Source organism: Pseudomonas sp. GW821-FHT09E04 (assembly GCF_059416185.1).
The window spans coordinates 67,051-90,260 of sequence record NZ_JBWKOR010000007.1 but is presented as its reverse complement, the minus strand read 5'-3'; the positions used below and the strand labels follow the sequence as shown (position 1 = coordinate 90,260).

The following is a 23,210-nucleotide window of genomic DNA, read 5'->3' as shown; positions in this document are numbered from 1 at the left end:
CCTTGTGGCGCCAGTGGGCCGGTATTAGTTCCAGCCGCGCAGTTTGGAGTTTAGGCACGTTCCGGCGGTTCCGTGATTTTTTGCACAATATTTGGAATAAACCCCGGTTCCATGGGCCCGGCCGCGGGGATGACCGGTTGTCTATGCTTTGTCGTGTGGCGCGCCTTGCCAGTGGGGCACGGGCAGCGCCAGAATGCCGCTATCTGCCCCGCCTGATTGTTAAGGAAGCCCGATGCCTGATCCTGTTGCTGCCAGCTTGCGTCTAGCGCCCGAAGCGCTGACCCGTCCGTTTTCCGCTGAACAGTTCAGCTTCACTACCACCAATGATCTGGAGCCCTTTCGCGGTGTGCTTGGCCAGGAACGTGCGGTCGAAGCCTTGCAGTTCGGTGTGGCCATGCCACGCCCCGGTTACAACGTATTCGTCATGGGCGAGCCCGGCACCGGCCGTTTCTCGTTCGTCAAACGCTACCTGAAGGCCGAAGGCAAGCGCCTGCAGACCCCGGCGGACTGGGTCTACGTCAACAATTTCGATGAACCGCGCGAACCTCGCGCCCTGGAGTTGCCGTCGGGCACTGCCGCTGCGTTCATCGGTGACATCAACGGCTTGATCGACAACTTGCTGTCGACTTTTCCCGCCGTGTTCGAACACCCGTCCTACCAGCAGAAGAAAAGTGCCATCGACCGCGCCTTCAACCAGCGCTACGACAAGGCGCTGGACATCATCGAGCGTCTGGCCCTGGAAAAAGACGTCGCCCTTTACCGCGACAGCAGCAACATCGCGTTCACGCCAATGCTCGAAGGCAAGGCGCTGGACGAGGCCGAATTCGCCCAGTTGCCGGAAGCCGAGCGCGAGCGTTTTCACGAGGACATTTCCGGCCTCGAAGAACGCTTGAACGAAGAACTCGCGAGCCTGCCGCAATGGAAGCGCGAGTCGAGCAACCAGCTGCGCCAGCTCAACGAAGAAACCATCACGTTGGCCCTGCAACCATTGCTTTCGCCGCTGTCGGAAAAGTACGCGGAAAATGCGGCGGTCTGCGGTTACCTGCAAGCCGTGCAGGTTTACCTGCTGAAAACCGTGGTCGAGCAACTGGTCGATGACAGCAAGACCGATGCGGTCGCACGCAAGCTGCTGGAAGAGCAATACGCGCCGAGCCTGGTGGTCGGGCATCCGAGCAGCGGCGGTGCGCCGGTGGTGTTCGAGCCGCATCCGACGTATGAAAACCTGTTCGGTCGTATCGAATACACCACCGATCAGGGCGCGCTTTACACCACGTATCGCCAGTTGCGTCCGGGTGCGCTGCACCGCGCCAACGGTGGTTTCCTGATCCTTGAAGCGGAAAAAATGCTCGGCGAGCCGTTCGTGTGGGATGCGCTCAAGCGCGCCCTGCAATCGCGCAAGCTGAAAATGGAATCGCCACTGGGCGAGATGGGCCGTTTCGCCACCGTGACGCTCAATCCGCAGTTCATTCCGTTGAATGTCAAAGTCATCATCATCGGTGCGCGGTCGCTGTACTACACGTTGCAGGACCTCGATCCTGACTTCCAGGAGATGTTCCGCGTCCTGGTGGACTTCGACGAAGACATCCCGATGGTCGACGAAAGCCTGGAGCAGTTCGCCCAGTTGCTGAAAACCCGTACTTCGGAAGAAGGCATGGCGCCGCTGACCGCCGACGCGGTGGCGCGTCTGGCGACCTACAGTGCGCGTCTGGCCGAGCACCAAGGGCGTTTGTCGGCGCGTATCGGTGATCTGTTCCAGCTGGTCAGCGAGGCGGATTTCATTCGGCATCTGGCCAACGATGAAATGACCGACGCCGGCCACATCGAGCGCGCCCTGAAGGCCAAGGCCACTCGCACCGGCCGGGTGTCGGCGCGAATTCTCGACGACATGCTGGCGGGGATCATCCTGATCGACACCGATGGCGCAGCGGTCGGCAAGTGCAACGGCCTGACCGTGCTCGAAGTCGGCGACTCGGCGTTCGGTGTGCCGGCGCGGATTTCCGCCACGGTGTACCCGGGCGGCAGCGGTATCGTCGACATCGAGCGCGAGGTCAACCTCGGTCAGCCGATCCACTCCAAGGGCGTGATGATCCTCACCGGGTATCTGGGCAGCCGTTACGCCCAGGAATTCCCGCTGGCGATTTCCGCGAGCATCGCGCTGGAGCAATCCTACGGCTACGTCGATGGCGACAGTGCGTCCCTGGGCGAGGCCTGCACGCTGATTTCGGCCTTGTCGAAAACCCCGCTCAAGCAATGCTTTGCGATCACCGGTTCGATCAACCAGTTCGGTGAAGTGCAGGCGGTGGGCGGGGTCAACGAGAAGATCGAAGGCTTCTTCCGCCTCTGCGAAGCACGCGGGCTGACGGGCGAGCAGGGCGCGATCATTCCGCAAGCCAACGTGGCCACGCTGATGCTTGATGAAAAGGTGTTGGCGGCGGTGCGCGCAGGGCAGTTCCACGTTTACGCGGTGCGTCAGGCGGACGAAGCGTTGAGCCTGTTGGTGGGTGAGCCTGCCGGTGAGCCGAACGAGGAGGGCGAATTCCCGGAAGGTAGCGTCAACGCACGGGTGGTGGAGCGTCTGCGGGTGATTGCCGAGATGATCAGCGAAGAAGACCTGAAAGAAGCCGAGAAAGAACTGGCGCAGGAGGCGCTGGCCGAGGCCAAACCAGCTTAAGTCAGGCTGCAGTCAAAAAATGGGAGCCTTGTGCTCCCATTTTGTTTTGTCGCGAACGTCGGCAAAAGTGCCATCACTCTGGCGTCAATATTCACACAATGACCATTCGGCGCCTTCTGGTTCTGTGCGGCTTGCGCGGCGGACTTTTCTTCTATTCTCTGCTCAAGGACATCGACAGTATCACGGGATCGAAACAGCCCTTCAGCAAGGGCTGAACACCGGCTTTACCGAGGGTCGCCGCCATGTCGCGCAACCTCTGTCTTACCCGTCAGTGCCTGGGTCTTGTGACCCGTATCGAATGCGCCATCAAGCCGTTGGCCGGCGATAACGGCATGTGGACATTGCTCTTCGCCGCCGGCATGGCCGGTGAACAACCTTCCGCCATCAAGGCTCAGGGCCCGTTTCATGGGCCGATCGCCGCCGAATCGATCCTCGATACCATCGTCGAAAGCCTGACGATGCACGGCTACGAGCTGGCCAATGATCCGCAGATCTGGTCCTTGCACCTGCAAGCCCAGCTACGGCAGATCAACGGTGGACGTGGGCGCAGCATCGGCGTTTTTGACCACTAGCTAGCGCCGATCATGGCGCAGCACCTTGTGTGTGGGCCTTGTCGAGTTTGACCTCAAAGCCGTACTGCACGGTGGCGAGGTCGGTTCGCTGATAGGTTTCCACGTGCGTCGGGCGGCCGTAGAAATAATGCACGCCGAACAGCGCCGGGCCTTCTGCGCTCGTGTCGTGGCTGACCGAAAGAATCTGTTTCAGGTAGTTGCCACTGTCGTCCTTGACGAAGAATCGCCATTCGTTGGCCGGGAACAGTTTCAGATCCACCACCAGTGCGTTGTTCCTGATTTCCAGGCCTTTGGGCAACGCCTTGGCTTCGAAGGCCTGCTTCTCCACCGTGGCCAGAAACAGCGGCATCGAGCCGACGGCAATCGCCGGGGTTTCCGGGAACAGGTTCAAGTCATAGGTGATGGTCGCCTGCAGCGGGTCCACCTGATAGGCCTCGGCCGGCAGTTCGATCGGTTCGTTGAGTTTGCCGCTGGTTTTTTCGGTGAAGAACGTCACCGGGCTTTCGCCGGGGGCCAGGTCGTCGCCCAGCAGTTCGTCATTGAAGGTTTTGCGGTGATCGAACTCGATGCGCGCGGCACTGGGCTCCTCCACTGACTGGCGGATATGGATGCTTTTTTTCAGCTCGTCCTCGGTCAGTGACGCACCTTTGAGCCAGTTGGGCGCCTGGTCGTCGTAGACGGTGATCGCCAGATCCAGCGGTTGCACGGTTTTCGCCGTGGTGTGCGAGTCGAACTCGCGGACCGGCAGGTCCAGTGGCTTGCGGGTGACGGTGGCTTCGGAAAAGTCCAGAACGCTGACTTCGAGGGTATCGATCGGGCCGTTGAAGTAGACCTTGTTGTAGCGGCGCGGATGCTGTTGCTCGAAGGCGTGCTGGTCGTCGTTCAATTGTTTTTCCAGTGCTTCGCTCCAGGCTTTTTGCTGTTGCAGGTGCACCAGTTGTTTTTGATAGAAGCCGACCTGCTCGGGGCTCTCGTTGATGGCGCCGGCGCGCACCAGGTACTGGCCGGTCGTGTCACGGGCCTGGACGATCAGCGGATTGAGCGGGGTGTTGGCGACTTCCGGGGCGAGCGGCAGGCTGTTGCTGAACTCGACTTCGGCGTAGTTCTTTTCCAGCTTCAGCAGGGTCACGCTGAGGTTGGCGTCAGTTCGGGTCTGGCCGATGTCCTTTTTGCCCAGATCGAAACTGTGCAGGCGTTTCGGGGCGATGACTTCAACCTGGCCTTGCAGGCTCACGGGGCGCGGCCGGGTTTTCTTGTCGACATCCAGGCCTTCGATGAACGGGTAGGTCACGGTCAGGTCATCGGGGTTGGTGACGTTGGAACTGGACGGGCTCAACTGAATGCCCGGATCGGTTTCCGACCATTCCGGCTGGTAGGCGATCACCCGCTTGTTGCTCAACGTCACCGATTGCCATTCCACGCCGTGGGGGAACAGGAACCCGCCGGGAATGTTGAGGTTGAAGGGGAACACCGGTTGCAGGTCGGTGAGGTAATCGGAGCTGGCATCCTTGTGCAGCACGAACAGGCCGTTGATGAAGGTGTCGACCAGCGCCTGAGGCGTCGGGTAATGCTTGAGCACGCCGAGGGCGTCTTCGCCGTATTCGGTTCTGGGCGGTTTGTTGTCGAGTCGTTGCTGCGCGCGCTCCAGCAGCAGTAACGAGCCGCCAAGTTCGGTCACGGCATCCTTGAGTTTCGGGTCGGTGATCGCGTCCAGGGACTGTTCGAACTGTGCAGTCTTTTCTTCGAGGCTGAGCGGGTGTTTTTCCTCACCGGGCGAGCAGCCGCCGATCATCAGGGCGAAGCAAATTCCGGCAGTCGTTAACGGCAATCGCACATCCATTTCCAGTCGTCCTGTCCACTGTCGCTGGGCTGTCAATGGTTTGGACACTAGCAGAAAAACTTTGTCACACACACGCAGGTAGCGGATTTCCGGGCGGTTTCTGGCTGTCATGGGGGACTGGTATACTCGCCGCCGATTACAACCCCCCTTGTGTGAGAGTCAATGGAACGCTTTATCGAAAATGCAATGTACGCCTCGCGCTGGCTGCTGGCGCCGATCTATATCGGGCTGTCTCTCGGGCTGCTGGCGCTGGCATTGAAATTCTTCCAGGAAGTGTTTCATGTCATTCCCAACGTGTTCTCCATGGCCGAGTCCGAGCTGATTCTGGTGCTGCTGTCGCTGATCGACATGGCGCTGGTGGGCGGTTTGCTGGTGATGGTGATGATTTCCGGCTACGAGAACTTCGTGTCCGAGCTGAACATCGACGAAGGCAAAGAGAAGCTCAGCTGGCTGGGCACCATGGACTCCTCGTCGCTGAAGATGAAAGTGGCGGCGTCGATCGTGGCGATTTCCTCGATCCATCTGCTGCGGATCTTCATGGATGCCAAGAACGTCGATCCCGAGCATCTGATGTGGTACGTGATCATCCACATGACTTTCGTGATCTCGGCGTTTGCCATGGGTTACCTGGACAAGCTCACCAAGCACTGATGAGTTGTCGTTCGCTGTAACAAAACCGCCCGTCTGTTGCGAAACAGACGGGCGGTGTCGTTTATGGCTTGTGCTTTGTAGCGCCGAAGCATATCCCTGTAGGCGTCCCGGCTCGCCACTGCGTGAGGTGCGTTCATGAACCTGCAAGAATTGAATGCGTTTGCCATCGCCAAGAAGGTCGATGAGTTGAACCTGATCTCCATGGAGGGCGGCATCTATCTGCTCGAGGCGCGCATGCATGGCGCGGCGTACCCGCTGAGTGATCCACAGGGCAAGATGCTGATGCTGCGCTCGGTGGAGCATGCGCGGGATGTACTCCACAGCTTTCCGGTGCTGCCGTTCAATCTCGTTCACACCTCGGTGCACGATGAAATGTGCGGTCTGGGCGCCAGCGGTGAAGAAAGCCTGAAAGTCCCGCTGGCCTGGCGCTCGGCACTGTAGGCCCGAGGGTCTGATCAATGCCGGAACAACTGTGCTAGTCTGCTCGCCCTTTTGGTTCCGGGCGCGCCGGGACGCGCTGTGCACGCACGGCATGTCCTGAGGCCGTCCGCACAGCGGAGCAGTGTCATGTCCGAAGTAAATCTGTCCACCGACGAAACCCGCGTCAGCTACGGTATCGGCCGTCAGTTGGGTGACCAGCTGCGCGACAACCCGCCACCGGGTGTCAGCCTGGACGCCATCCTGGCCGGTCTGACCGACGCATTCGCCGGCAAGCCAAGCCGTGTGGGTCAGGACGAATTGTCCGCCAGCTTCAAAGTGATCCGCGAAATCATGCAAGCCGAAGCCGCTGCCAAGGCTGAAGCCGCCGCTGGCGAAGGTCGTGCGTTCCTGGCTGAAAACGCCAAGAAGGACGGCATCACCACTCTGGCTTCCGGTCTGCAATTCGAAGTGCTGACTCAGGGCGAAGGCGCCAAGCCATCCCGTGAAGACACCGTGCGTACTCACTACCACGGCACGCTGATCGACGGCACCGTATTCGACAGCTCCTACGAGCGTGGCCAGCCTGCTGAATTCCCGGTTGGCGGCGTAATCGCCGGCTGGACCGAAGCCCTGCAACTGATGAATGCCGGCAGCAAATGGCGTCTGTATGTGCCGAGCGAACTGGCTTACGGCGCTCAAGGCGTTGGCAGCATCCCGCCGCACAGCGTTCTGGTGTTCGACGTCGAGCTGCTCGACGTTCTGTAATCCCGTTACCCTGCACAAGCGTGGCTTGTGCAGGGTTTCTCCGCCGTTCTCATACTTCGATCTTGTGATGCAGCTCACTGGTCGGGCGCAACGCCCGGGCATAGCAGAACAGGAACAGATTGCGCACCAGCTCCTTGAGCACCAACGGTTCACTGGAACTCAGGCCGCTGACGTCCAGATCCCCTTGATCCTGCAACTCGTGCAGGGCTTCTTCTTCCAGCACCGCGCAGACTTCACCGGTTTCCCGATGCAGAATCCTGAGGTACGGGTGCGGGCGATCCAGCCAGGCGTCGATCAAATAAGTCATGGTTCTCATCTCCATTGAAAGGGTTTCAATGAGAATAATTCTTATTCGTCAAATAGCAAGCGTCTATTGGCGGTTTGTGATTTTTTGCGGGTAAAGATTGCGTAAGGTCAAAACGACTGGCGTTTGGCTATTGCGTGTTTTTGCTGAGGATAGCGGGGGAGGGTGAAGCTCCATCCCACGACGGGCGCGGGATGGAGGACAGCATATTCAGACTTTTCTGACGAACTCGGATTTGAGTTTCATCGGGCCGATGCCGTCGATCTTGCAGTCGATGTCGTGGTCGCCGTCACACAGGCGGATGTTCTTGACCTTGGTGCCGACCTTGACCACCAGCGAGGTACCTTTGACCTTCAGGTCTTTGATCACGGTGATGGTGTCACCGTCCTGCAGGACGTTGCCGACCGAGTCTTTCTTCACGGCATCATCGGACGCCACTTCGGCTTCGCCGCCGGCAGACCACTCGTGGGCGCACTCCGGGCACACCAGTTGGGTGCCGTCTTCGTAGGTGTATTCGGAATTGCATTTCGGGCAGGGTGGCAACGTGCTCACTAAGGCTCCTTGGAGAGGGGGTCGTTAAAAGTCGCACATTGTATAAGGTTTTAGCCGCAGATGGCAGGCAACAAAAAACCGCAGGCTCCGACGGAGGCTGCGGTTTCTTGATGACAAGGCGTTGATCAGTGCGTGCGGGCGACCGCGAACTCGCTCAATTCAACCAGTGCATCGCGGTATTCGCTGGCCGGCAGCTTTTCGAGGCACTTGATCGCACGGGCCACATAGTCACGGGCCAGTTGTGCGGTGTATTCCAGAGAGCCGGACGCTTCCACGGCGATGCGGATGCTTTCCAGGTCTTCGATTCCGCCTTTCTGGATCGCCTGGCGTACCAGTGCGGCTTGCTCCGGCGTGCCTTCGCGCATGGTGTAGATCAGCGGCAGGGTCGGCTTGCCTTCGGCCAGATCGTCACCGACGTTCTTGCCCAGGGTTTCGGCGTCGCCCTTGTAGTCGAGCAGGTCGTCGACCAGCTGGAACGCCACGCCCAGGTGATCACCGAAGGTGCGCAGGGCTTCGCTCTGCTCGGCGGTCGCACCGGCCAGTGCCGCGGCGCTGTGGGTCGACGCTTCGAAAAGCATCGCGGTCTTGCCGCGGATGACTTCCATGTAGGTTTCTTCGGTGGTGCTTGCGTCGCGAACCTTGGACAACTGCAGCACTTCGCCTTCGGCGATGATGCGCGTGGCCTGGGACAGGATCTTCATCACCGGCATCGAACCCAGTTCGACCATCATTTCGAACGAGCGCGAGTACAGGAAATCGCCGACCAGCACGCTCGGGGCGTTGCCCCACATGGCGTTGGCGGTCGAACGGCCACGGCGCATGCCGGACATGTCGACCACGTCGTCATGCAGCAGGGTGGCGGTGTGCAGGAATTCGATGGTGGCGGCCAGCAGGCGCATGTCGTCGCCTTCGCGACCCAGGGCCTTGCCACACAGCAGCACCAATAAAGGACGCAGGCGTTTTCCGCCGGCCGACGTGATGTAATCGCCGATTTTCGATACCAGCGGCACTCGGGAAGTCAGCTGCTTCTTGATGATGCCGTCGACGGCGCTAAAATCGTCCGCCACCGCGCGGTAGAAAGCTTGGGGTTGCATCAGCGACAGGTGCTCCAGAAGGGTTGCGCGGCATGCTAGGACCCACGTCCGGGCCTGTCAAGGCGCGATGGACGGCCACTTGCATGACTCTTGTAGCTTGCGTACAATCGCGCACCCTGAACTTCCTGGGCAGCACCTGCCTTACGCAATTGCAATCGGGCCTCCAGCCCAATGCAGCCATGCCAGCCAATACCTCTTCTTATAAAGAGCTGGGTGAGCAGGATTATCGGAGAAATACCATGTCTTATGCAGTAATCGTTACTGGTGGCAAGCAGTACAAAGTTGCACCAGGTGAATACCTGAAGATCGAAAAACTGGAAGTCGCTACTGGCGAATCCGTAACTTTTGATCGCGTTCTGTTGGTTGCCAATGGCGACGACGTGAATATCGGCGCTCCAGTTGTTGCTGGCGCTACCGTTGTGGCTGAAGTGATCTCCCAAGGTCGTCACGATAAAGTTCGCATCATCAAGTTCCGTCGTCGTAAGCACCACATGAAGCGTATGGGCCACCGCCAGTGGTACACCGAGATCAAAATCACCGGTATTCAGGCTTAATTTCAGCCTAATTCCTCACTAGGAGAATTGACTCATGGCACACAAAAAAGCTGGTGGTAGTACCCGTAACGGTCGCGACTCAGAAGCCAAACGCCTTGGCGTGAAGATGTATGGCGGCCAGGTCATCAAGGCCGGCAACATCATCGTGCGTCAGCGCGGCACCCAATTCCACGCTGGCTACGGCGTTGGCATGGGTAAAGATCACACCCTCTTCGCGAAAATCGAAGGCGTGATCAAGTTTGAAGTAAAAGGCGCCTTCGGTCGTCGTTACGTGAGCGTAATCGCAGCCTAACTGCGAGAGTGCTGGAGAAGCCCTGTCTTGCGACGGGGCTTTTTCGTTTGTGGGGTGAGTCTCTTGCAAAGCTGTTTGTATGGGCTGCCGGCGTGCGATGCAGGTCGTGGATTGGGGTCGCTGCGCTCATTTTTGCAAGAGTCTTATGTCTTGATTGTTTTTCGGCTCGTCCGTACGGCGAGAGGCGTTGGTTATGAAGTTTGTTGATGAAGTATCGATTCGCGTAAAAGCTGGCGACGGTGGCAATGGCGCCATGAGTTTCCGTCGGGAAAAATTCATTGAAAACGGTGGCCCGAACGGCGGTGACGGCGGTGATGGCGGTTCCATCTTCATGATGGCCGACGAAAACCTGAACACCCTGGTGGACTACCGCTACACCCGGCATTTCGACGCCGAGCGTGGTTCCAACGGCGGCAGCACCGACTGCACCGGCAAGAAGGGTGAAGACTTGATCCTGCGCGTGCCGGTCGGCACCACGGTGATTGACTCCGCCACCCAGGAAGTCATCGGTGACCTGACCAAGGCCGGTCAGAAACTGATGGTGGTTCAGGGCGGCTGGCACGGTCTGGGCAACACTCGTTTCAAATCCAGTACCAACCGTGCGCCGCGTCAGACCACGCCGGGCAAGCCGGGCGAGCAGCGCGACCTGAAACTGGAAATGAAGGTTCTGGCCGACGTCGGTCTGCTGGGCCTGCCGAACGCCGGTAAAAGTACCTTTATCCGTTCGGTATCGGCTGCCAAGCCGAAAGTCGCCGATTACCCGTTCACCACGCTGGTGCCAAACCTGGGTGTGGTCAGCGTCGATCGCTGGAAAAGCTTCGTCATCGCCGACATTCCGGGTCTGATCGAAGGTGCTTCCGACGGTGCTGGTCTCGGTATCCGTTTCCTCAAGCACTTGGCGCGTACCCGTCTGCTGCTGCACCTCGTGGACATGGCGCCGCTGGATGATGCCAGCGCACCGGATGCTGCTGAAGTGATCGTCAACGAGCTGATCAAGTTCAGCCCGTCGCTGGCCGAGCGTGATCGCTGGCTGGTGCTGAACAAGTGCGACCAGATCCTTGAAGAAGAGCACGATGCTCGCGTCAAGGAAATCGTCGATCGTCTGGAATGGACCGGTCCGGTCTATGTGATCTCGGCCATCTCCAAGCTGGGTACCGAGCGTCTTTGCCACGACATCATGCGTTACATGGAAGATCGTGCCGATCGCCTGGCCAATGACCCGGCCTACAAGGAAGAGCTGGCCGATCTCGATCAGCGCATCGAAGACGAAGCCCGTGCTCAGTTGCAGGCGCTGGATGACAAGCGTGCCCTGCGTCGCAGCGGCGTGAAGTCGGTCCACGATATCGGCGACGATGACTGGGACGAAGAAGATGTGGATGACGAAGACGGTCCGGAAATCATTTACGTGCGTGACTGATTCGTTGAAGTAAACTTAAGCGCCGCTCAATCGAGCGGCGTTTTAGTATCTGGAAATCGATCGTTGGTCACGAATAACCACGAATAATGTCATGGGCAGTGCCAGGTCGCGCTGCCCTCAAGCTAAGGTTGAAGATGATGCGGAGCAAGGTGACGGGTGCGCAGCGTTGGGTCGTGAAGATCGGCAGCGCTTTGCTGACAGCGGATGGCAAAGGGCTCGATCGTGCGGCAATGGGTGTCTGGGTCGAGCAGATGGTGGCCTTGCATGAGGCTGGCGTCGAGTTGGTGCTGGTGTCCTCCGGGGCGGTGGCGGCCGGCATGAGCCGTTTGGGCTGGACCACGCGACCCAGTGCGATGCACGAGCTCCAGGCCGCTGCTGCAATCGGTCAGATGGGCTTGGTGCAGGCCTGGGAATCGAGCTTTGCCGAGCATGGCCGGCACACCGCGCAGATTCTCCTGACTCACGACGACCTGTCCGATCGCAAGCGCTACCTGAACGCCCGCAGCACTTTGCGTGCGCTGGTCGAGCTGAAGGTCATCCCGGTGATCAACGAAAACGACACTGTGGTCACTGACGAAATCCGTTTCGGCGACAACGACACGCTCGCCGCGCTGGTGGCCAACCTGGTCGAGGCTGATCTGCTGGTGATCCTGACGGATCGCGACGGCATGTTCGATGCCGATCCGCGCAACAATCCCGACGCGCAATTGATTTACGAAGCGCGCGCCGATGATCCGAGCCTGGATGCGGTGGCGGGTGGCACTGGTGGTGCGTTGGGTCGTGGTGGCATGCAGACCAAGCTGCGTGCGGCGCGTCTGGCGGCCCGTTCCGGGGCGCACACCATTATTGTCGGTGGGCGTCTGGAGCGAGTGCTTGATCGTCTGAAGGCGGGCGAGCGCATTGGTACGCTGCTGTCGCCTGAGCGCGGCATGCTGGCGGCGCGCAAGCAGTGGCTGGCCGGGCATCTGCAAACCCGTGGCACACTGGTGCTGGATGATGGTGCGGTGTCCGCGTTGTCTCAAGGCAACAAAAGCTTGCTGCCGGTCGGCGTCAAGTTGGTGCAGGGCAGTTTCCGTCGCGGCGAAATGGTGGTTTGCGTGGCGCCGGACGGTCGTGAAATCGCCCGTGGCCTGGCCAACTACAGCGCGCTGGAAGCACAAAAAATCATCGGTCAGTCGTCAGATGCGATTGTCGGTTTGCTGGGTTACATGGCTGAGCCGGAACTGGTTCACCGTGACAACCTGATTCTTGTTTGAGGAAACGCGCAATGCGCATGGCAAAAGGATTGTTGGGCTTGCTGATGGCGTTGCCATTGCTGGCCTCGGCCGAGGAAATCGGCCAGGTATCGACGGTGTTCAAGTTTGTCGGGCCGAACGACCGGATTGTGGTCGAGGCGTTCGATGATCCGAAAGTCGAGGGTGTGACCTGTTATCTGTCGCGCGCCAAGACTGGTGGCGTGAAGGGTGGTTTGGGGTTGGCCGAGGATCGTGCCGAGGCGTCCATTGCTTGTCGTCAGGTGGGTTCTATCAACTTCAAGGGTGAGTTGAAGGATGGCGAAGAGGTGTTCAAGGAGCGTACTTCGCTGGTGTTCAAGACCATGCAGGTGGTGCGTTTCCTCGACAAGAAGCGCAATACGCTGGTTTATCTGGTCTATAGCGATCGCCTGATCGAGGGTAGTCCGCAGAATGCGGTGACAGCGATCCCGATTCTGCCGTGGGCGCCAGTCCATTAATTTGGACGTAAATAAAAAGGGGAGCCGGTTGGCTCCTCTTTTTTTTGCGTTGTTTTCAGCAAATCGCAGGCAATAAAAAACCGACCCTGAGGTCGGTTTTTTAATGACTACGTCGCTTAGGCAGCTTCTTTCAGTGCCTTGACGTGGCCATTCAGACGGCTCTTATGACGAGCAGCCTTGTTCTTGTGGATGATGCCTTTATCGGCCATACGGTCGATAACTGGCACAGCCAGAACGTATGCAGCTTGAGCTTTTTCAGCGTCTTTTGCGTCGATGGCTTTAACTACATTCTTGATGTAGGTACGAACCATGGAACGCAGGCTGGCGTTGTGGCTGCGACGCTTCTCAGCCTGTTTTGCACGTTTTTTGGCGGAAGGTGAGTTGGCCACCGTCGAGCTCCTCGAAAGACTTTTTAGGAAATAGCAAACAAAATAGGCCGCGAATCATGCCGATGAGTTGAAGTCTTGTCAAGGGCGCTTGAAACGTTCCGCTAAGTGGTAGGTGTGGTGCGACGGGATATTTCTTTCCGGCGTGTGACCTGTAAACTCGCGAGCTTTGGCTCTGTGCTGTTGCGGCGCGGAGTATCGCACAAGTAGGCGCATTGTTCGCCTGCTGTTTATCGACAGGCACAAATTCCTTCAATGAATCTGCTCAAATCGTTGGCCGCCGTCAGCTCTATCACGATGCTTTCCCGGATTCTCGGGTTTGTCCGCGACACGCTCATTGCGCGTACATTCGGCGCCGGAATGGCGACAGACGCCTTCTTTATCGCCTTCAAACTGCCCAATCTGCTGCGGCGAATCTTCGCCGAGGGTGCATTTTCCCAGGCGTTTGTGCCGATTCTTGCCGAGTACAAAAGTCAGAAGGGCGAGGAGGCGACCCGCACCTTCATTGCCTATGTGACGGGACTTCTGACGCTGGTTCTGGCGCTGGTGACGGCGCTGGGCATGATTGCCGCGCCCTGGGTGATCTGGGCCACCGCCCCCGGTTTTGCCAACACACCGGAAAAATTCCAGCTGACCTCTGACCTGCTGCGAGTGACCTTCCCCTATATATTGCTGATCTCCCTGTCCTCTCTGGCGGGTGCGATTCTCAATACCTGGAACCGTTTCTCGGTGCCGGCGTTCGTGCCGACCCTGCTCAACGTCAGCATGATCGTGTTTTCGCTGTTCCTGACGCCGTACTTCGATCCACCGGTCATGGCGCTCGGCTGGGCGGTGCTGGTTGGCGGTCTGGCGCAGTTGCTCTATCAACTACCGCACCTGAAAAAGATCGGCATGCTGGTGCTGCCACGCCTGAATCTGCGCGATACCGGTGTCTGGCGGGTGATGAAGCAGATGTTGCCGGCGATCATCGGTGTCTCGGTCAGCCAGATTTCCCTGATCATCAACACCATCTTTGCCTCGTTCCTGGTGGCGGGCTCGGTGTCGTGGATGTACTACGCCGACCGCCTGATGGAATTGCCGTCCGGTGTGCTGGGCGTGGCGCTGGGCACGATTCTGCTGCCGACATTGGCCAAGACCTACGCCAGCAAGGACCGTCACGAGTACTCGCGGATTCTCGACTGGGGCCTGCGGCTGTGCTTCGTACTGGTGTTGCCGTGTGCTTTGGCGCTGGGGATTCTGGCCGAGCCGTTGACGGTTTCGCTGTTCCAGTACGGCCAGTTCAGCGGGTTTGACGCCGCCATGACCCAGCGCGCGTTGATTGCATACTCTGTCGGTCTGCTCGGCATTATCGTGATCAAAGTGCTGGCGCCGGGCTTCTATGCGCAACAGAACATCCGCACACCGGTAAAAATTGCAATCTTTACCCTGGTGGTCACGCAGTTGTTCAACCTGGTGCTGATCGGTCCGCTGGCGCACGCCGGGCTGGCGTTGGCGATCAGCGCCGGCGCCTGTCTGAACGCCGGGCTGCTGTTCTATCAACTGCGCAAGCAGCAGATGTATCAACCGCAGCCGGGCTGGCTGAAGTTCGGTTTCAAGCTGGTGGTCGCCGTGGCGGTGATGTCGGCGGTGCTGTTGATCGGCATGCATTTCATGCCCGCGTGGGATCAGGGCCACATGCTGGAACGCTTCGTGCGCCTGGGCGCCTTGGTGGTTGCCGGCGTGGTGGCGTATTTCGGCATGTTGCTGCTGCTCGGTTTCCGCCTGCGCGACTTCAATCGCAAGGCGTTGAGCTGAGGTTTTACCCCTGAAAAACGGGCGCGAGCCGGCAGTTTTGTCGGCTCGATCACTTTGGGTTACGGTGTTGCCTGTCGTCTGCCGCCGGGTGTGGTTATAATCGGCCACTTTATGAGCAAGAAGCGCGTTATGCAGCTGGTTCGAGGCCTTCACAACTTGCGCCCCCAGCATCGGGGCTGCGTCGCCACTATTGGCAACTTTGACGGTGTTCACCGTGGTCACCAGGCTATCCTGGCCCGACTGCGTGAGCGTGCGCTCGAGTTGGGCGTACCCAGCTGCGTGGTGATTTTCGAGCCGCAGCCACGGGAATTCTTTGCCCCGGAGACCGCGCCGGCGCGTCTGGCCCGGTTGCGCGACAAGCTGCAACTGCTGGCCGCCGAAGGTGTTGACCGGGTCTTGTGCCTGGCCTTCAACCAGCGCCTGAGCAAGCTCAGTGCCAGTGAATTCGTCGACACCATCCTCGTTGATGGCCTCGGCGTGCAGCATCTGGAAGTCGGTGACGATTTCCGTTTCGGCTGCGACCGTCTCGGCGATTTCGATTTTCTGTTGCAGGCCGGGCAGGTTCACGGGTTTACCGTGGAGGCCGCGCAAACCGTCGAGCTGGACGGCATTCGTGTCAGCAGCACTCAGGTGCGCAATGCGTTGGCCGCCGCCGATTTTGCTTTGGCTGAGCGTCTGCTCGGCCGCCCGTACCGGATTGCCGGTCGCGTGCTGCATGGCCAGAAACTGGCCCGGCAACTGGGTACGCCCACTGCCAACATTCAACTCAAGCGCCGTCGCGTGCCGTTCACCGGGGTTTACCTGGTCGACGTCGACATCGACGGCAAGACCTGGCCCGGCGTCGCCAATATCGGCGTGCGGCCCACGGTGCAAGGTGATGGCAAGGCCCACCTTGAAGTCCATCTTTTAGATTTTGCCGGCGATCTGTATGACCGGCGTTTGACGGTGGTTTTCCACCAGAAGCTGCGTGAAGAGCAGCGTTTCGCCTCCCTGGAGGCATTGAAAACGGCGATCAGCGCGGATGTCGCCGCCGCCCGTGCACTAGCCGCACCTAGCGCCCATCGCTAATGAAGAGCCTTAAATGACCGACTATAAAGCCACGCTAAACCTTCCGGACACCGCCTTCCCAATGAAGGCCGGCCTGCCACAGCGCGAACCGCAGATCCTGCAGCGCTGGGACAGTATTGGCCTGTACGGAAAGTTGCGCGAGATTGGCAAGGATCGTCCGAAGTTCGTCCTGCACGACGGCCCTCCGTACGCCAACGGCACGATCCACATCGGTCACGCTCTGAACAAGATTCTCAAGGACATGATCATCCGTTCGAAGACCCTGTCGGGCTTCGACGCGCCGTATGTCCCGGGCTGGGATTGCCACGGCCTGCCGATCGAGCACAAGGTTGAAGTGACCCACGGCAAGAACCTGGGCGCGGACAAGACCCGCGAACTGTGCCGTGCCTACGCCACCGAGCAGATCGAAGGGCAGAAGACCGAATTCATCCGTCTCGGCGTGCTGGGCGACTTCGCCAACCCGTACAAGACCATGGACTTCAAGAACGAGGCCGGTGAAATCCGTGCCCTCGCCGAAATCGTCAAGGGCGGTTTCGTGTTCAAGGGCCTGAAGCCTGTGAACTGGTGCTTCGATTGCGGTTCGGCCCTGGCCGAGGCGGAAGTCGAGTACGAGAACAAGAAGTCCTCGACCATCGACGTCGCGTTCCCGATCGCTGACGAGGCCAAACTGGCCGCTGCGTTCGGTCTGCCGTCGTTGAGCAAACCAGCTTCGATCGTGATCTGGACCACCACTCCGTGGACCATCCCGGCCAACCAGGCGCTGAACGTTCACCCTGAATTCACCTACGCCCTGGTCGATATCGGCGACAAGCTGCTGGTGCTGGCTGAAGAACTGGTCGAATCCTGCCTGACCCGTTACGGCGTCGAAGGCACTGTATTGGCGACCGCTCCGGGTTCGGCGCTGGAGCTGATCAACTTCCGTCATCCGTTCTACGACCGTCTGTCGCCGGTGTACCTGGCCGACTACGTGGAACTGGGCGCCGGCACCGGTGTGGTTCACTCCGCCCCGGCCTACGGCGTGGATGACTTTGTGACCTGCAAGAAGTACGGCATGGTCAATGACGACATCCTCAACCCGGTACAGAGCAACGGCGTTTACGTGCCGTCGCTGGAGTTCTTCGGCGGCCAGTTCATCTGGAAGGCCAACCCGGCCATCGTCGACAAACTGACCGAAGTCGGTGCGCTGCTGCACACCACCGTCATCGAACACAGCTACATGCACTGCTGGCGTCACAAGACCCCGCTGATCTACCGCGCCACCGCGCAGTGGTTCATCGGCATGGACAAAGAGCCGGTCAGCGGCGACACCCTGCGTGTGCGCTCGCTCAAAGCCATCGAAGAAACCAAGTTCGTTCCGGCCTGGGGCCAGGCGCGCCTGCACTCGATGATCGCCAACCGTCCGGACTGGTGCATCTCCCGTCAGCGCAACTGGGGCGTGCCGATCCCGTTCTTCCTGAACAAGGAAAGCGGCGAGCTGCACCCACGTACCGTCGAGCTGATGGAAGAAGTCGCCAAGCGCGTTGAAGTCGAAGGTATCGAAGCCTGGTTCAAGCTCGACGCTGCCGAACTGCTGGGTGATGAAGCGCCGCAGTACGACAAGATCAGCGACACCCTCGACGTCTGGTTCGACTCGGGCACCACGCACTGGCACGTCCTGCGCGGTTCGCACCCGATGGGCCACGAGACCGGCCCGCGCGCCGACCTGTACCTGGAAGGTTCGGACCAGCACCGTGGCTGGTTCCACTCGTCCTTGCTGACCGGTTGCGCCATCGACAACCACGCGCCGTACCGCGAACTGCTGACCCACGGTTTCACCGTGGACGAGTCCGGCCGCAAGATGTCCAAGTCCCTGGGCAACGTGATCGCGCCACAGAAAGTCAACGACACCCTGGGCGCCGACATCATGCGTCTGTGGGTCGCTTCGACCGACTACTCCGGCGAAATGGCCGTGTCCGAGCAGATCCTGCAGCGCAGTGCGGACGCCTATCGTCGTATCCGTAACACCGCGCGCTTCCTGCTTTCCAACCTGACCGGTTTCAACCCGGCCACCGACCTGCTGCCAGCCGAAGACATGCTGGCACTGGATCGCTGGGCGGTGGATCGCACCCTGCTGCTGCAACGCGAGCTGCAAGAGCACTACGGCGAATACCGTTTCTGGAACGTCTACTCGAAGATCCACAACTTCTGTGTTCAGGAGCTGGGTGGTTTCTACCTCGACATCATCAAGGATCGCCAGTACACCACCGGCGCCGACAGCAAGGCCCGTCGCTCGTGCCAGACCGCGCTGTTCCACATCTCCGAAGCGCTGGTGCGCTGGATCGCGCCGATCCTGGCCTTCACCGCCGACGAACTGTGGCAATACCTGCCGGGCGAGCGCAACGAATCGGTGATGCTCAACACCTGGTACGAAGGCCTGACCGAGTTGCCGGAAGGCTTCGAACTGGGTCGCGCCTACTGGGATCGCATCATGGAAGTGAAGGTTGCGGTCAACAAAGAGATGGAAATCCAGCGCGCGGCCAAGGCCGTGGGTGGCAACCTGCAAGCCGAAGTGACGCTGTTCGCCGAAGACGATCTGAGCGCCGACTTGGCCAAGCTGAGCAACGAGCTGCGCTTCGTTCTGATTACTTCGACCGCCAGCGTTGCGCCGTTCGTGCAAGCGCCGACTGACGCTGTAGCAACAGAAGTCAGCGGCCTGAAGCTGAAGATCGTCAAATCGGCCTTCCCGAAATGCGCCCGTTGCTGGCACTGCCGTGAAGACGTCGGCGTGAACCCGGAGCATCCGGAAATCTGCGGCCGTTGCGTGGACAACATCGATGGCGCCGGCGAGGTTCGTCACTATGCCTAATGCCGTTGGCCGTTTCGGACGGCTGAGCTGGCTCTGGTTGAGCTTGCTGGTTCTGGTCATTGACCAGGCCAGCAAGTTTTACTTCGAAGGCAAGCTCGAGATGTACCAGCAGATCGTGATCATTCCCGATTACTTCAGCTGGACCCTGGCCTACAACACGGGCGCGGCATTCAGCTTCCTGGCTGACAGCTCCGGCTGGCAGCGCTGGCTGTTTGCGCTGATCGCGGTCGTGGTCAGTGCGGTGCTGGTGGTCTGGCTCAAACGCCTGGGCCGCAACGAAACCTGGCTGGCCGTCGCACTGGCATTGGTGCTGGGCGGCGCGCTGGGCAATCTGTATGACCGCATCGCCCTGGGGCATGTGATCGATTTCATTCTGGTGCACTGGCAGAACCGCTGGTACTTCCCGGCGTTCAACTTCGCCGACAGCGCCATCACCGTGGGTGCGGTGATGCTGGCACTGGACATGTTCAAATCCAAGAAATCCGGAGAAACCGTTCATGACTGAACAGGTATTGGCTGAGCAACGCATTGGCCAGAACACGGAAGTCACCTTGCACTTTGCATTGCGCCTGGAGAACGGCGACACGGTCGACAGCACTTTCGACAAGGCACCGGCGACCTTCAAGGTCGGCGACGGCAACCTGCTGCCGGGCTTCGAGGCGGCGTTGTTCGGCTTCAAGGCGGGTGACAAGCGGACTCTGACCGTCGAGCCGGAAAACGCGTTCGGCCAGCCGAACCCGCAGAACGTGCAGGTCATTCCACGTTCGCAGTTTGCGGACATGGAACTGTCACCGGGTCTGCTGGTGATCTTCAACGATGCGGCCAATACTGAGCTGCCGGGTGTGGTGAAAGAATTCGACGACGCGCAAGTGACCGTCGACTTCAACCACCCGCTGGCCGGCAAGACGCTGACCTTTGACGTGGAAATCTTCTCCGTCAAAGCGTTGTAAACGCTGTTCTGCAGGGGCCGCACCGGCTCCTGCATTGATCTGAATTTTCGCGCGCAAGACACGAGGCACAGCATGCAAATCAAACTCGCCAACCCCCGTGGCTTCTGCGCTGGCGTGGACCGGGCGATCGAAATCGTCAACCGCGCCCTGGAAGTCTTCGGGCCGCCGATCTATGTGCGTCATGAAGTGGTGCACAACAAGTTCGTCGTCGAGGACCTGCGCAGTCGTGGCGCGATCTTCGTCGAAGAGCTGGATCAGGTGCCGGACGACGTCATCGTGATCTTCAGTGCCCATGGCGTCTCGCAAGCCGTGCGCACCGAAGCCGCCGGTCGTGGCCTGAAAGTGTTCGACGCCACCTGTCCGCTGGTGACCAAGGTACACATCGAAGTCGCCAAATACAGCCGCGACGGCCGTGAATGCATCCTGATCGGCCACGCCGGTCACCCGGAAGTCGAAGGCACCATGGGCCAGTACGACGCCAGCAATGGCGGTGCAATCTACCTCGTCGAAGACGAGAAGGATGTTGCCGAACTGCAGGTACATGACCCGGAAAAACTGGCCTTCGTGACCCAGACTACCTTGTCGATGGACGACACCAGTCGAGTCATCGACGCGTTGCGCTCCCGTTTCCCGGCCATCGGTGGCCCGCGCAAGGACGATATCTGCTACGCCACGCAGAACCGTCAGGACGCGGTCAAGCAACTGGCCGACGAATGCGACGTGGTGTTGGTGGTCGGCAGCCCGAACAGCTCCAACTCCAACCGTCTGCGCGAGCTGGCCGAACGCATGGCCACGCCGGCGTACCTGATCGACGGTGCAGAAGATCTGCAAAAGAGCTGGTTCGATGGCGTCGAGCGCATCGGTATCACCGCCGGGGCCTCCGCACCGGAAGTGCTGGTACGTGGCGTGATCCAGCAATTGCAGGCCTGGGGCGCTACCGGTGCCGACGAACTGGCCGGGCGAGAAGAGAACATCACATTCTCGATGCCTAAAGAGCTGCGCGTACGTTCGATCTGACCGTTTTATCCTTTCGACACAGCGCCTGTTCAGCCTTTTCGCTGGCCAGGCGCACGCGACCGGTCGCCGCCAGCACCAGTTGAAGCTGGCTGACCGGCTCGCGGGTCGAACAGATGTGTAGTTTTCCTGCCTGAAACGCCCGCCCGGGCATCAGCGGTTGCCCCAGACTGCTGAACCGTATGTACCGACTGACGAACCAGTTGCCGACAATGGGTATTCGCCCATCACTGGCGTGCTCGACCAGCAGCGGATTGCTGCTGTCCTCCGCACCCTTGCCACTGACATCCAGAATGATCCGCCAGCCCTGGCCCCAATCTCCGTTGATGCCATGAATCACCACGCTCTGATTGCGCGTGATCGCCTGGGTGCGGGCAGTGCGGATCCCGCTGATCAGCGATTCTGCGGCCTGCTGTCGGTGGTTTGACTCTGTCAGCGTTGCAAACGCCGGGCTGACCAGTGACAGAACAATTGCGCCGATCGCCAGTCCCATAAGCAGTTCGACCAGGCTGAAACCCCGTTGCGGCATGTGTATTCCCTCCGTGGGGCAGGGTGTCCGACGCGATCCGTGCACCGGGCAGGGCAAATCAACCGACGTAACCCGGTCGAATGTTCTAGGTTTGTAGAGCAGGTATAGCCGACGGCAACGGAGGGCATCGATGGATCATCGTACAAAAGGTTTCACGCTGATCGAGCTGTTGGTGGCGGTCGCGTTGTTTGTGATCCTGATCACGATGGCCGTGCCGGCGTTTACCCGTTCGATACAGGGCAGCAAGGCCGACACCGAAGTCGGCGACCTGCAACGGGCGCTCAACTACGCCCGTCTGGAAGCCATCGATCGCGGGACGACCATTCGCTTGCGGCCGACCGCCGGGGGCAGCGTCTGGACTGGCGAATTGTCGGTCTACGACAGTACTGGCACTTCGGCCAATGTATTGCGGGTTGTTCCAGCGATGAGCAGTGGTGCGACTCTGACGCTAACCTCAGGAGTGACCGCGCTGGATTTCAACAATCTGGGCGGCCTGGCAGCACCGTCCACGGCGGTGGTGTTCAGTTACACGCTGGGCACGCAAAGCAGGACGCTGAACGTGTGTCTGAACGGACGAATTCAATCGGGTGGAAGCTGCGGATGAGGGCAGGGAGCAAAGGTGCACAGGAAGGCATGTCGCTGATCGAAATCCTGGTCGCGTTGCTGATTCTGACGGTCGGGTTGCTGGGGGCGGCGGCGGTTCAGCTCAATGCGCTGAAGTACACCGACAGCTCGCGCATGACCAGTCAGGCCAGCTTCATCGCCTACGACATGATGGACCGCATCCGCGCCAACGCCGGCGCCGACTACACCGTCACGCCGCCGACCTCGGGCAACCTGAATGTCACCCGGGATCAGGACCTCTACGACTTCACCACCAACATCGTCAATTTCGGCGGGCCGAGCGCCACCGGCAGCATCACCCTCAATCAGCGCGTGTACACCATCACCATCAACTGGAGTGACGCGCGAGCCGCCAACACCGCGAGCGCCCCGCGCAGTTTTGTCCTGACCAGCCGCGTCGCGGTCGACCCGGTGGCCACGCCATGAAGCGGCATAACCAGGGTTTCGGCCTGATCGAAATGCTCATCGCGTTGGCGCTGGGGCTGATCATCGTGCTGGGCGTCGTACAAACCTTTCTCGCGGCGAAGAACACCTACGTCAGCCAGAACACCTCGGCTGCCATGCAGGAAGATGCGCGGTTTGTGTTGAGCAAGATGATTCAGGAATTGCGCATGGTCGGGATGTTCGGCTGCCTGGGGACCATTACCGATTCCAGTAGCAGCGGCGACTTCAATGCCGCCCAGATCACGCCGATCAGTTGGGACAACACCAACCTCAAACTGACACTGGTTACCGCCGACGTCGGTGGTGCGGGCGGGACGCCGACCTGGACAGTGGTATCTGACTGCCGCAACAGTTCAACGGCCTATACGGGTGTGCGAGCACCGGCGACCGGGCAAATCGCGTTTCCGATCCGGCGTCTGGTCTACAGCTTCAGCAACAACCAGATCCTGATGGGCACCGGCAGCGGTACGCCGACCCAGCAAGTGCTGGTGAGCAATGTCAGTGCGTTCACCGTCCTGTTTGGCCTGGCCAGTACCGCGACCGATGTGGCTGCCTCGACCTACAGCAGCAACCCCAGTGATCCGGCACGCATCCGCAGCGTACGCCTGAGCCTGACCCTCACTGATCCGAACAACCGGATCGCCAATCAAACCTTCAATGTGGTTGCCGCGCTGCGCAACCGCTTGCAGTGA

25 protein-coding genes are annotated in these 23,210 nt (G+C 59.8%); 19 read left to right on the top strand and 6 right to left on the bottom strand.

Going from position 1 to position 23,210, the window contains the following annotated elements:
* Positions 1-232: 232 nt before the first annotated feature.
* Positions 233-2,671: a Lon protease family protein gene (locus tag AC07N4_RS24385; protein ID WP_096820856.1), complete on the top strand. Its 2,439-nt coding sequence runs from the start codon at positions 233-235 to the stop codon at positions 2,669-2,671.
* 242 nt (positions 2,672-2,913) lie between these two features.
* Entirely contained in the window at positions 2,914-3,243 is a 330-nt protein-coding gene (locus AC07N4_RS24380; protein WP_085732860.1) for a PA4575 family protein, read from the top strand.
* 10 nt (positions 3,244-3,253) lie between these two features.
* On the opposite strand, the gene AC07N4_RS24375 is transcribed toward AC07N4_RS24380, so the two are convergent.
* Entirely contained in the window at positions 3,254-5,083 is a 1,830-nt protein-coding gene (locus tag AC07N4_RS24375) for a hypothetical protein (RefSeq protein WP_493066478.1), read from the bottom strand.
* A 162-nt stretch (positions 5,084-5,245) separates the two neighbouring features.
* On the opposite strand from AC07N4_RS24375, the gene AC07N4_RS24370 reads away from it, so the two are divergent.
* From AC07N4_RS24370 to bamJ, 3 genes are all read left to right on the top strand, one after another.
* Complete coding sequence (locus AC07N4_RS24370) at positions 5,246-5,734, top strand: TIGR00645 family protein (RefSeq protein ID WP_096820858.1); 489 nt, start codon at positions 5,246-5,248, stop codon at positions 5,732-5,734.
* 135 nt (positions 5,735-5,869) lie between these two features.
* Positions 5,870-6,175 carry a DUF6482 family protein gene (locus tag AC07N4_RS24365; protein WP_096820859.1) on the top strand — a complete coding sequence of 102 codons (306 nt, stop codon included), beginning with the start codon at positions 5,870-5,872 and terminating at the stop codon, positions 6,173-6,175.
* A 126-nt stretch (positions 6,176-6,301) separates the two neighbouring features.
* A complete protein-coding gene (bamJ, locus tag AC07N4_RS24360; RefSeq protein WP_096820860.1) occupies positions 6,302-6,919 on the top strand; it encodes a BamJ family beta-barrel-assembly machinery protein in 618 nt (205 codons plus the stop codon).
* A 49-nt stretch (positions 6,920-6,968) separates the two neighbouring features.
* Here bamJ and AC07N4_RS24355 read toward each other — a convergent pair whose 3' ends face one another.
* The 3 genes from AC07N4_RS24355 to AC07N4_RS24345 all read right to left on the bottom strand — a co-directional run bounded on the left by AC07N4_RS24355 (position 6,969) and on the right by AC07N4_RS24345 (position 8,869).
* Positions 6,969-7,226, bottom strand: coding sequence for a PA4570 family protein (locus tag AC07N4_RS24355; protein ID WP_039771721.1), 258 nt, complete (start codon positions 7,224-7,226; stop codon positions 6,969-6,971).
* A 207-nt stretch (positions 7,227-7,433) separates the two neighbouring features.
* A complete protein-coding gene (locus AC07N4_RS24350) occupies positions 7,434-7,775 on the bottom strand; it encodes a zinc ribbon domain-containing protein YjdM (RefSeq protein WP_007950963.1) in 342 nt (113 codons plus the stop codon).
* A gap of 125 nt (positions 7,776-7,900) precedes the next feature.
* Complete coding sequence (locus AC07N4_RS24345) at positions 7,901-8,869, bottom strand: polyprenyl synthetase family protein (protein ID WP_493066479.1); 969 nt, start codon at positions 8,867-8,869, stop codon at positions 7,901-7,903.
* 239 nt (positions 8,870-9,108) lie between these two features.
* Here AC07N4_RS24345 and rplU point away from each other — a divergent pair, with 239 nt between their 5' ends.
* From rplU to AC07N4_RS24320, 5 genes are all read left to right on the top strand, one after another.
* The gene (rplU, locus tag AC07N4_RS24340; RefSeq protein WP_007950961.1) at positions 9,109-9,423 is read left to right on the top strand and encodes a 50S ribosomal protein L21; all 315 of its coding nucleotides are present in this window, start codon (positions 9,109-9,111) and stop codon (positions 9,421-9,423) included.
* 34 nt (positions 9,424-9,457) lie between these two features.
* Complete coding sequence (rpmA, locus tag AC07N4_RS24335) at positions 9,458-9,715, top strand: 50S ribosomal protein L27 (protein WP_016773121.1); 258 nt, start codon at positions 9,458-9,460, stop codon at positions 9,713-9,715.
* 193 nt (positions 9,716-9,908) lie between these two features.
* Complete coding sequence (gene cgtA, locus AC07N4_RS24330) at positions 9,909-11,132, top strand: Obg family GTPase CgtA (RefSeq protein ID WP_096820862.1); 1,224 nt, start codon at positions 9,909-9,911, stop codon at positions 11,130-11,132.
* A 137-nt stretch (positions 11,133-11,269) separates the two neighbouring features.
* Positions 11,270-12,388, top strand: coding sequence for a glutamate 5-kinase (gene proB / locus AC07N4_RS24325; protein ID WP_102621103.1), 1,119 nt, complete (start codon positions 11,270-11,272; stop codon positions 12,386-12,388).
* Positions 12,389-12,399: 11 nt separating this feature from the next.
* A complete protein-coding gene (locus AC07N4_RS24320) occupies positions 12,400-12,864 on the top strand; it encodes a CreA family protein (protein ID WP_102621102.1) in 465 nt (154 codons plus the stop codon).
* A gap of 116 nt (positions 12,865-12,980) precedes the next feature.
* On the opposite strand, the gene rpsT is transcribed toward AC07N4_RS24320, so the two are convergent.
* Positions 12,981-13,253 (bottom strand): 30S ribosomal protein S20, encoded by a 273-nt coding sequence (rpsT, locus tag AC07N4_RS24315; RefSeq protein ID WP_003228351.1) that lies wholly within the window; start codon positions 13,251-13,253, stop codon positions 12,981-12,983.
* 252 nt (positions 13,254-13,505) lie between these two features.
* Between rpsT and murJ the strand changes: the two genes are divergently transcribed.
* From murJ to ispH, 6 genes are all read left to right on the top strand, one after another.
* A complete protein-coding gene (murJ, locus tag AC07N4_RS24310) occupies positions 13,506-15,044 on the top strand; it encodes a murein biosynthesis integral membrane protein MurJ (protein ID WP_102621101.1) in 1,539 nt (512 codons plus the stop codon).
* A 129-nt stretch (positions 15,045-15,173) separates the two neighbouring features.
* Positions 15,174-16,112, top strand: a complete 939-nt coding sequence (gene ribF / locus AC07N4_RS24305) for a bifunctional riboflavin kinase/FAD synthetase (protein WP_007959537.1) — start codon at positions 15,174-15,176, stop codon at positions 16,110-16,112.
* A gap of 13 nt (positions 16,113-16,125) precedes the next feature.
* Complete coding sequence (gene ileS, locus AC07N4_RS24300) at positions 16,126-18,957, top strand: isoleucine--tRNA ligase (protein WP_493066480.1); 2,832 nt, start codon at positions 16,126-16,128, stop codon at positions 18,955-18,957.
* Entirely contained in the window at positions 18,950-19,462 is a 513-nt protein-coding gene (lspA, locus tag AC07N4_RS24295; protein ID WP_096820866.1) for a signal peptidase II, read from the top strand. The genes ileS and lspA overlap by 8 nt, the downstream gene beginning before the upstream one ends.
* A gap of 7 nt (positions 19,463-19,469) precedes the next feature.
* Positions 19,470-19,907 (top strand): FKBP-type peptidyl-prolyl cis-trans isomerase, encoded by a 438-nt coding sequence (gene fkpB, locus AC07N4_RS24290; RefSeq protein ID WP_173861359.1) that lies wholly within the window; start codon positions 19,470-19,472, stop codon positions 19,905-19,907.
* Positions 19,908-19,979: 72 nt separating this feature from the next.
* Entirely contained in the window at positions 19,980-20,924 is a 945-nt protein-coding gene (gene ispH, locus AC07N4_RS24285) for a 4-hydroxy-3-methylbut-2-enyl diphosphate reductase (protein ID WP_096820867.1), read from the top strand.
* Here the strand turns inward: ispH and AC07N4_RS24280 are convergent.
* Positions 20,896-21,450 (bottom strand): GspH/FimT family pseudopilin, encoded by a 555-nt coding sequence (locus AC07N4_RS24280; RefSeq protein ID WP_493066481.1) that lies wholly within the window; start codon positions 21,448-21,450, stop codon positions 20,896-20,898. The genes ispH and AC07N4_RS24280 overlap by 29 nt on opposite strands.
* 130 nt (positions 21,451-21,580) lie before the next feature.
* Here AC07N4_RS24280 and AC07N4_RS24275 point away from each other — a divergent pair, with 130 nt between their 5' ends.
* From AC07N4_RS24275 to AC07N4_RS24265, 3 genes are read left to right on the top strand one after another with little or no spacing between them, the layout of a single operon-like run.
* Complete coding sequence (locus AC07N4_RS24275; protein ID WP_096820869.1) at positions 21,581-22,054, top strand: GspH/FimT family pseudopilin; 474 nt, start codon at positions 21,581-21,583, stop codon at positions 22,052-22,054.
* Positions 22,051-22,500: a type IV pilus modification protein PilV gene (gene pilV, locus AC07N4_RS24270; protein ID WP_102621097.1), complete on the top strand. Its 450-nt coding sequence runs from the start codon at positions 22,051-22,053 to the stop codon at positions 22,498-22,500. The genes AC07N4_RS24275 and pilV overlap by 4 nt, the downstream gene beginning before the upstream one ends.
* Positions 22,497-23,210, top strand: a complete 714-nt coding sequence (locus AC07N4_RS24265) for a PilW family protein (RefSeq protein WP_096820871.1) — start codon at positions 22,497-22,499, stop codon at positions 23,208-23,210. The genes pilV and AC07N4_RS24265 overlap by 4 nt, the downstream gene beginning before the upstream one ends.

Bases quoted from the DNA above. Each gene is read 5' to 3' on its own strand.
- AC07N4_RS24275 (WP_096820869.1), top strand. From the start codon at position 21,581: ATGGATCATCGTACAAAAGGTTTCACGCTGATCGAGCTGTTGGTGGCG.
- AC07N4_RS24280 (WP_493066481.1), bottom strand. From the start codon at position 21,450: ATGCCGCAACGGGGTTTCAGCCTGGTCGAACTGCTTATGGGACTGGCG.
- ileS (WP_493066480.1), top strand. From the start codon at position 16,126: ATGACCGACTATAAAGCCACGCTAAACCTTCCGGACACCGCCTTCCCA.
- rplU (WP_007950961.1), top strand. From the start codon at position 9,109: ATGTCTTATGCAGTAATCGTTACTGGTGGCAAGCAGTACAAAGTTGCA.
- bamJ (WP_096820860.1), top strand. From the start codon at position 6,302: ATGTCCGAAGTAAATCTGTCCACCGACGAAACCCGCGTCAGCTACGGT.
- AC07N4_RS24385 (WP_096820856.1), top strand. From the start codon at position 233: ATGCCTGATCCTGTTGCTGCCAGCTTGCGTCTAGCGCCCGAAGCGCTG.
- pilV (WP_102621097.1), top strand. From the start codon at position 22,051: ATGAGGGCAGGGAGCAAAGGTGCACAGGAAGGCATGTCGCTGATCGAA.
- AC07N4_RS24380 (WP_085732860.1), top strand. From the start codon at position 2,914: ATGTCGCGCAACCTCTGTCTTACCCGTCAGTGCCTGGGTCTTGTGACC.
- lspA (WP_096820866.1), top strand. From the start codon at position 18,950: ATGCCTAATGCCGTTGGCCGTTTCGGACGGCTGAGCTGGCTCTGGTTG.
- cgtA (WP_096820862.1), top strand. From the start codon at position 9,909: ATGAAGTTTGTTGATGAAGTATCGATTCGCGTAAAAGCTGGCGACGGT.
- proB (WP_102621103.1), top strand. From the start codon at position 11,270: ATGCGGAGCAAGGTGACGGGTGCGCAGCGTTGGGTCGTGAAGATCGGC.
- murJ (WP_102621101.1), top strand. From the start codon at position 13,506: ATGAATCTGCTCAAATCGTTGGCCGCCGTCAGCTCTATCACGATGCTT.
- ispH (WP_096820867.1), top strand. From the start codon at position 19,980: ATGCAAATCAAACTCGCCAACCCCCGTGGCTTCTGCGCTGGCGTGGAC.
- AC07N4_RS24375 (WP_493066478.1), bottom strand. From the start codon at position 5,083: ATGGATGTGCGATTGCCGTTAACGACTGCCGGAATTTGCTTCGCCCTG.
- AC07N4_RS24320 (WP_102621102.1), top strand. From the start codon at position 12,400: ATGCGCATGGCAAAAGGATTGTTGGGCTTGCTGATGGCGTTGCCATTG.
- AC07N4_RS24265 (WP_096820871.1), top strand. From the start codon at position 22,497: ATGAAGCGGCATAACCAGGGTTTCGGCCTGATCGAAATGCTCATCGCG.
- AC07N4_RS24365 (WP_096820859.1), top strand. From the start codon at position 5,870: ATGAACCTGCAAGAATTGAATGCGTTTGCCATCGCCAAGAAGGTCGAT.
- AC07N4_RS24345 (WP_493066479.1), bottom strand. From the start codon at position 8,869: ATGCAACCCCAAGCTTTCTACCGCGCGGTGGCGGACGATTTTAGCGCC.
- ribF (WP_007959537.1), top strand. From the start codon at position 15,174: ATGCAGCTGGTTCGAGGCCTTCACAACTTGCGCCCCCAGCATCGGGGC.
- AC07N4_RS24370 (WP_096820858.1), top strand. From the start codon at position 5,246: ATGGAACGCTTTATCGAAAATGCAATGTACGCCTCGCGCTGGCTGCTG.
- AC07N4_RS24355 (WP_039771721.1), bottom strand. From the start codon at position 7,226: ATGACTTATTTGATCGACGCCTGGCTGGATCGCCCGCACCCGTACCTC.
- rpmA (WP_016773121.1), top strand. From the start codon at position 9,458: ATGGCACACAAAAAAGCTGGTGGTAGTACCCGTAACGGTCGCGACTCA.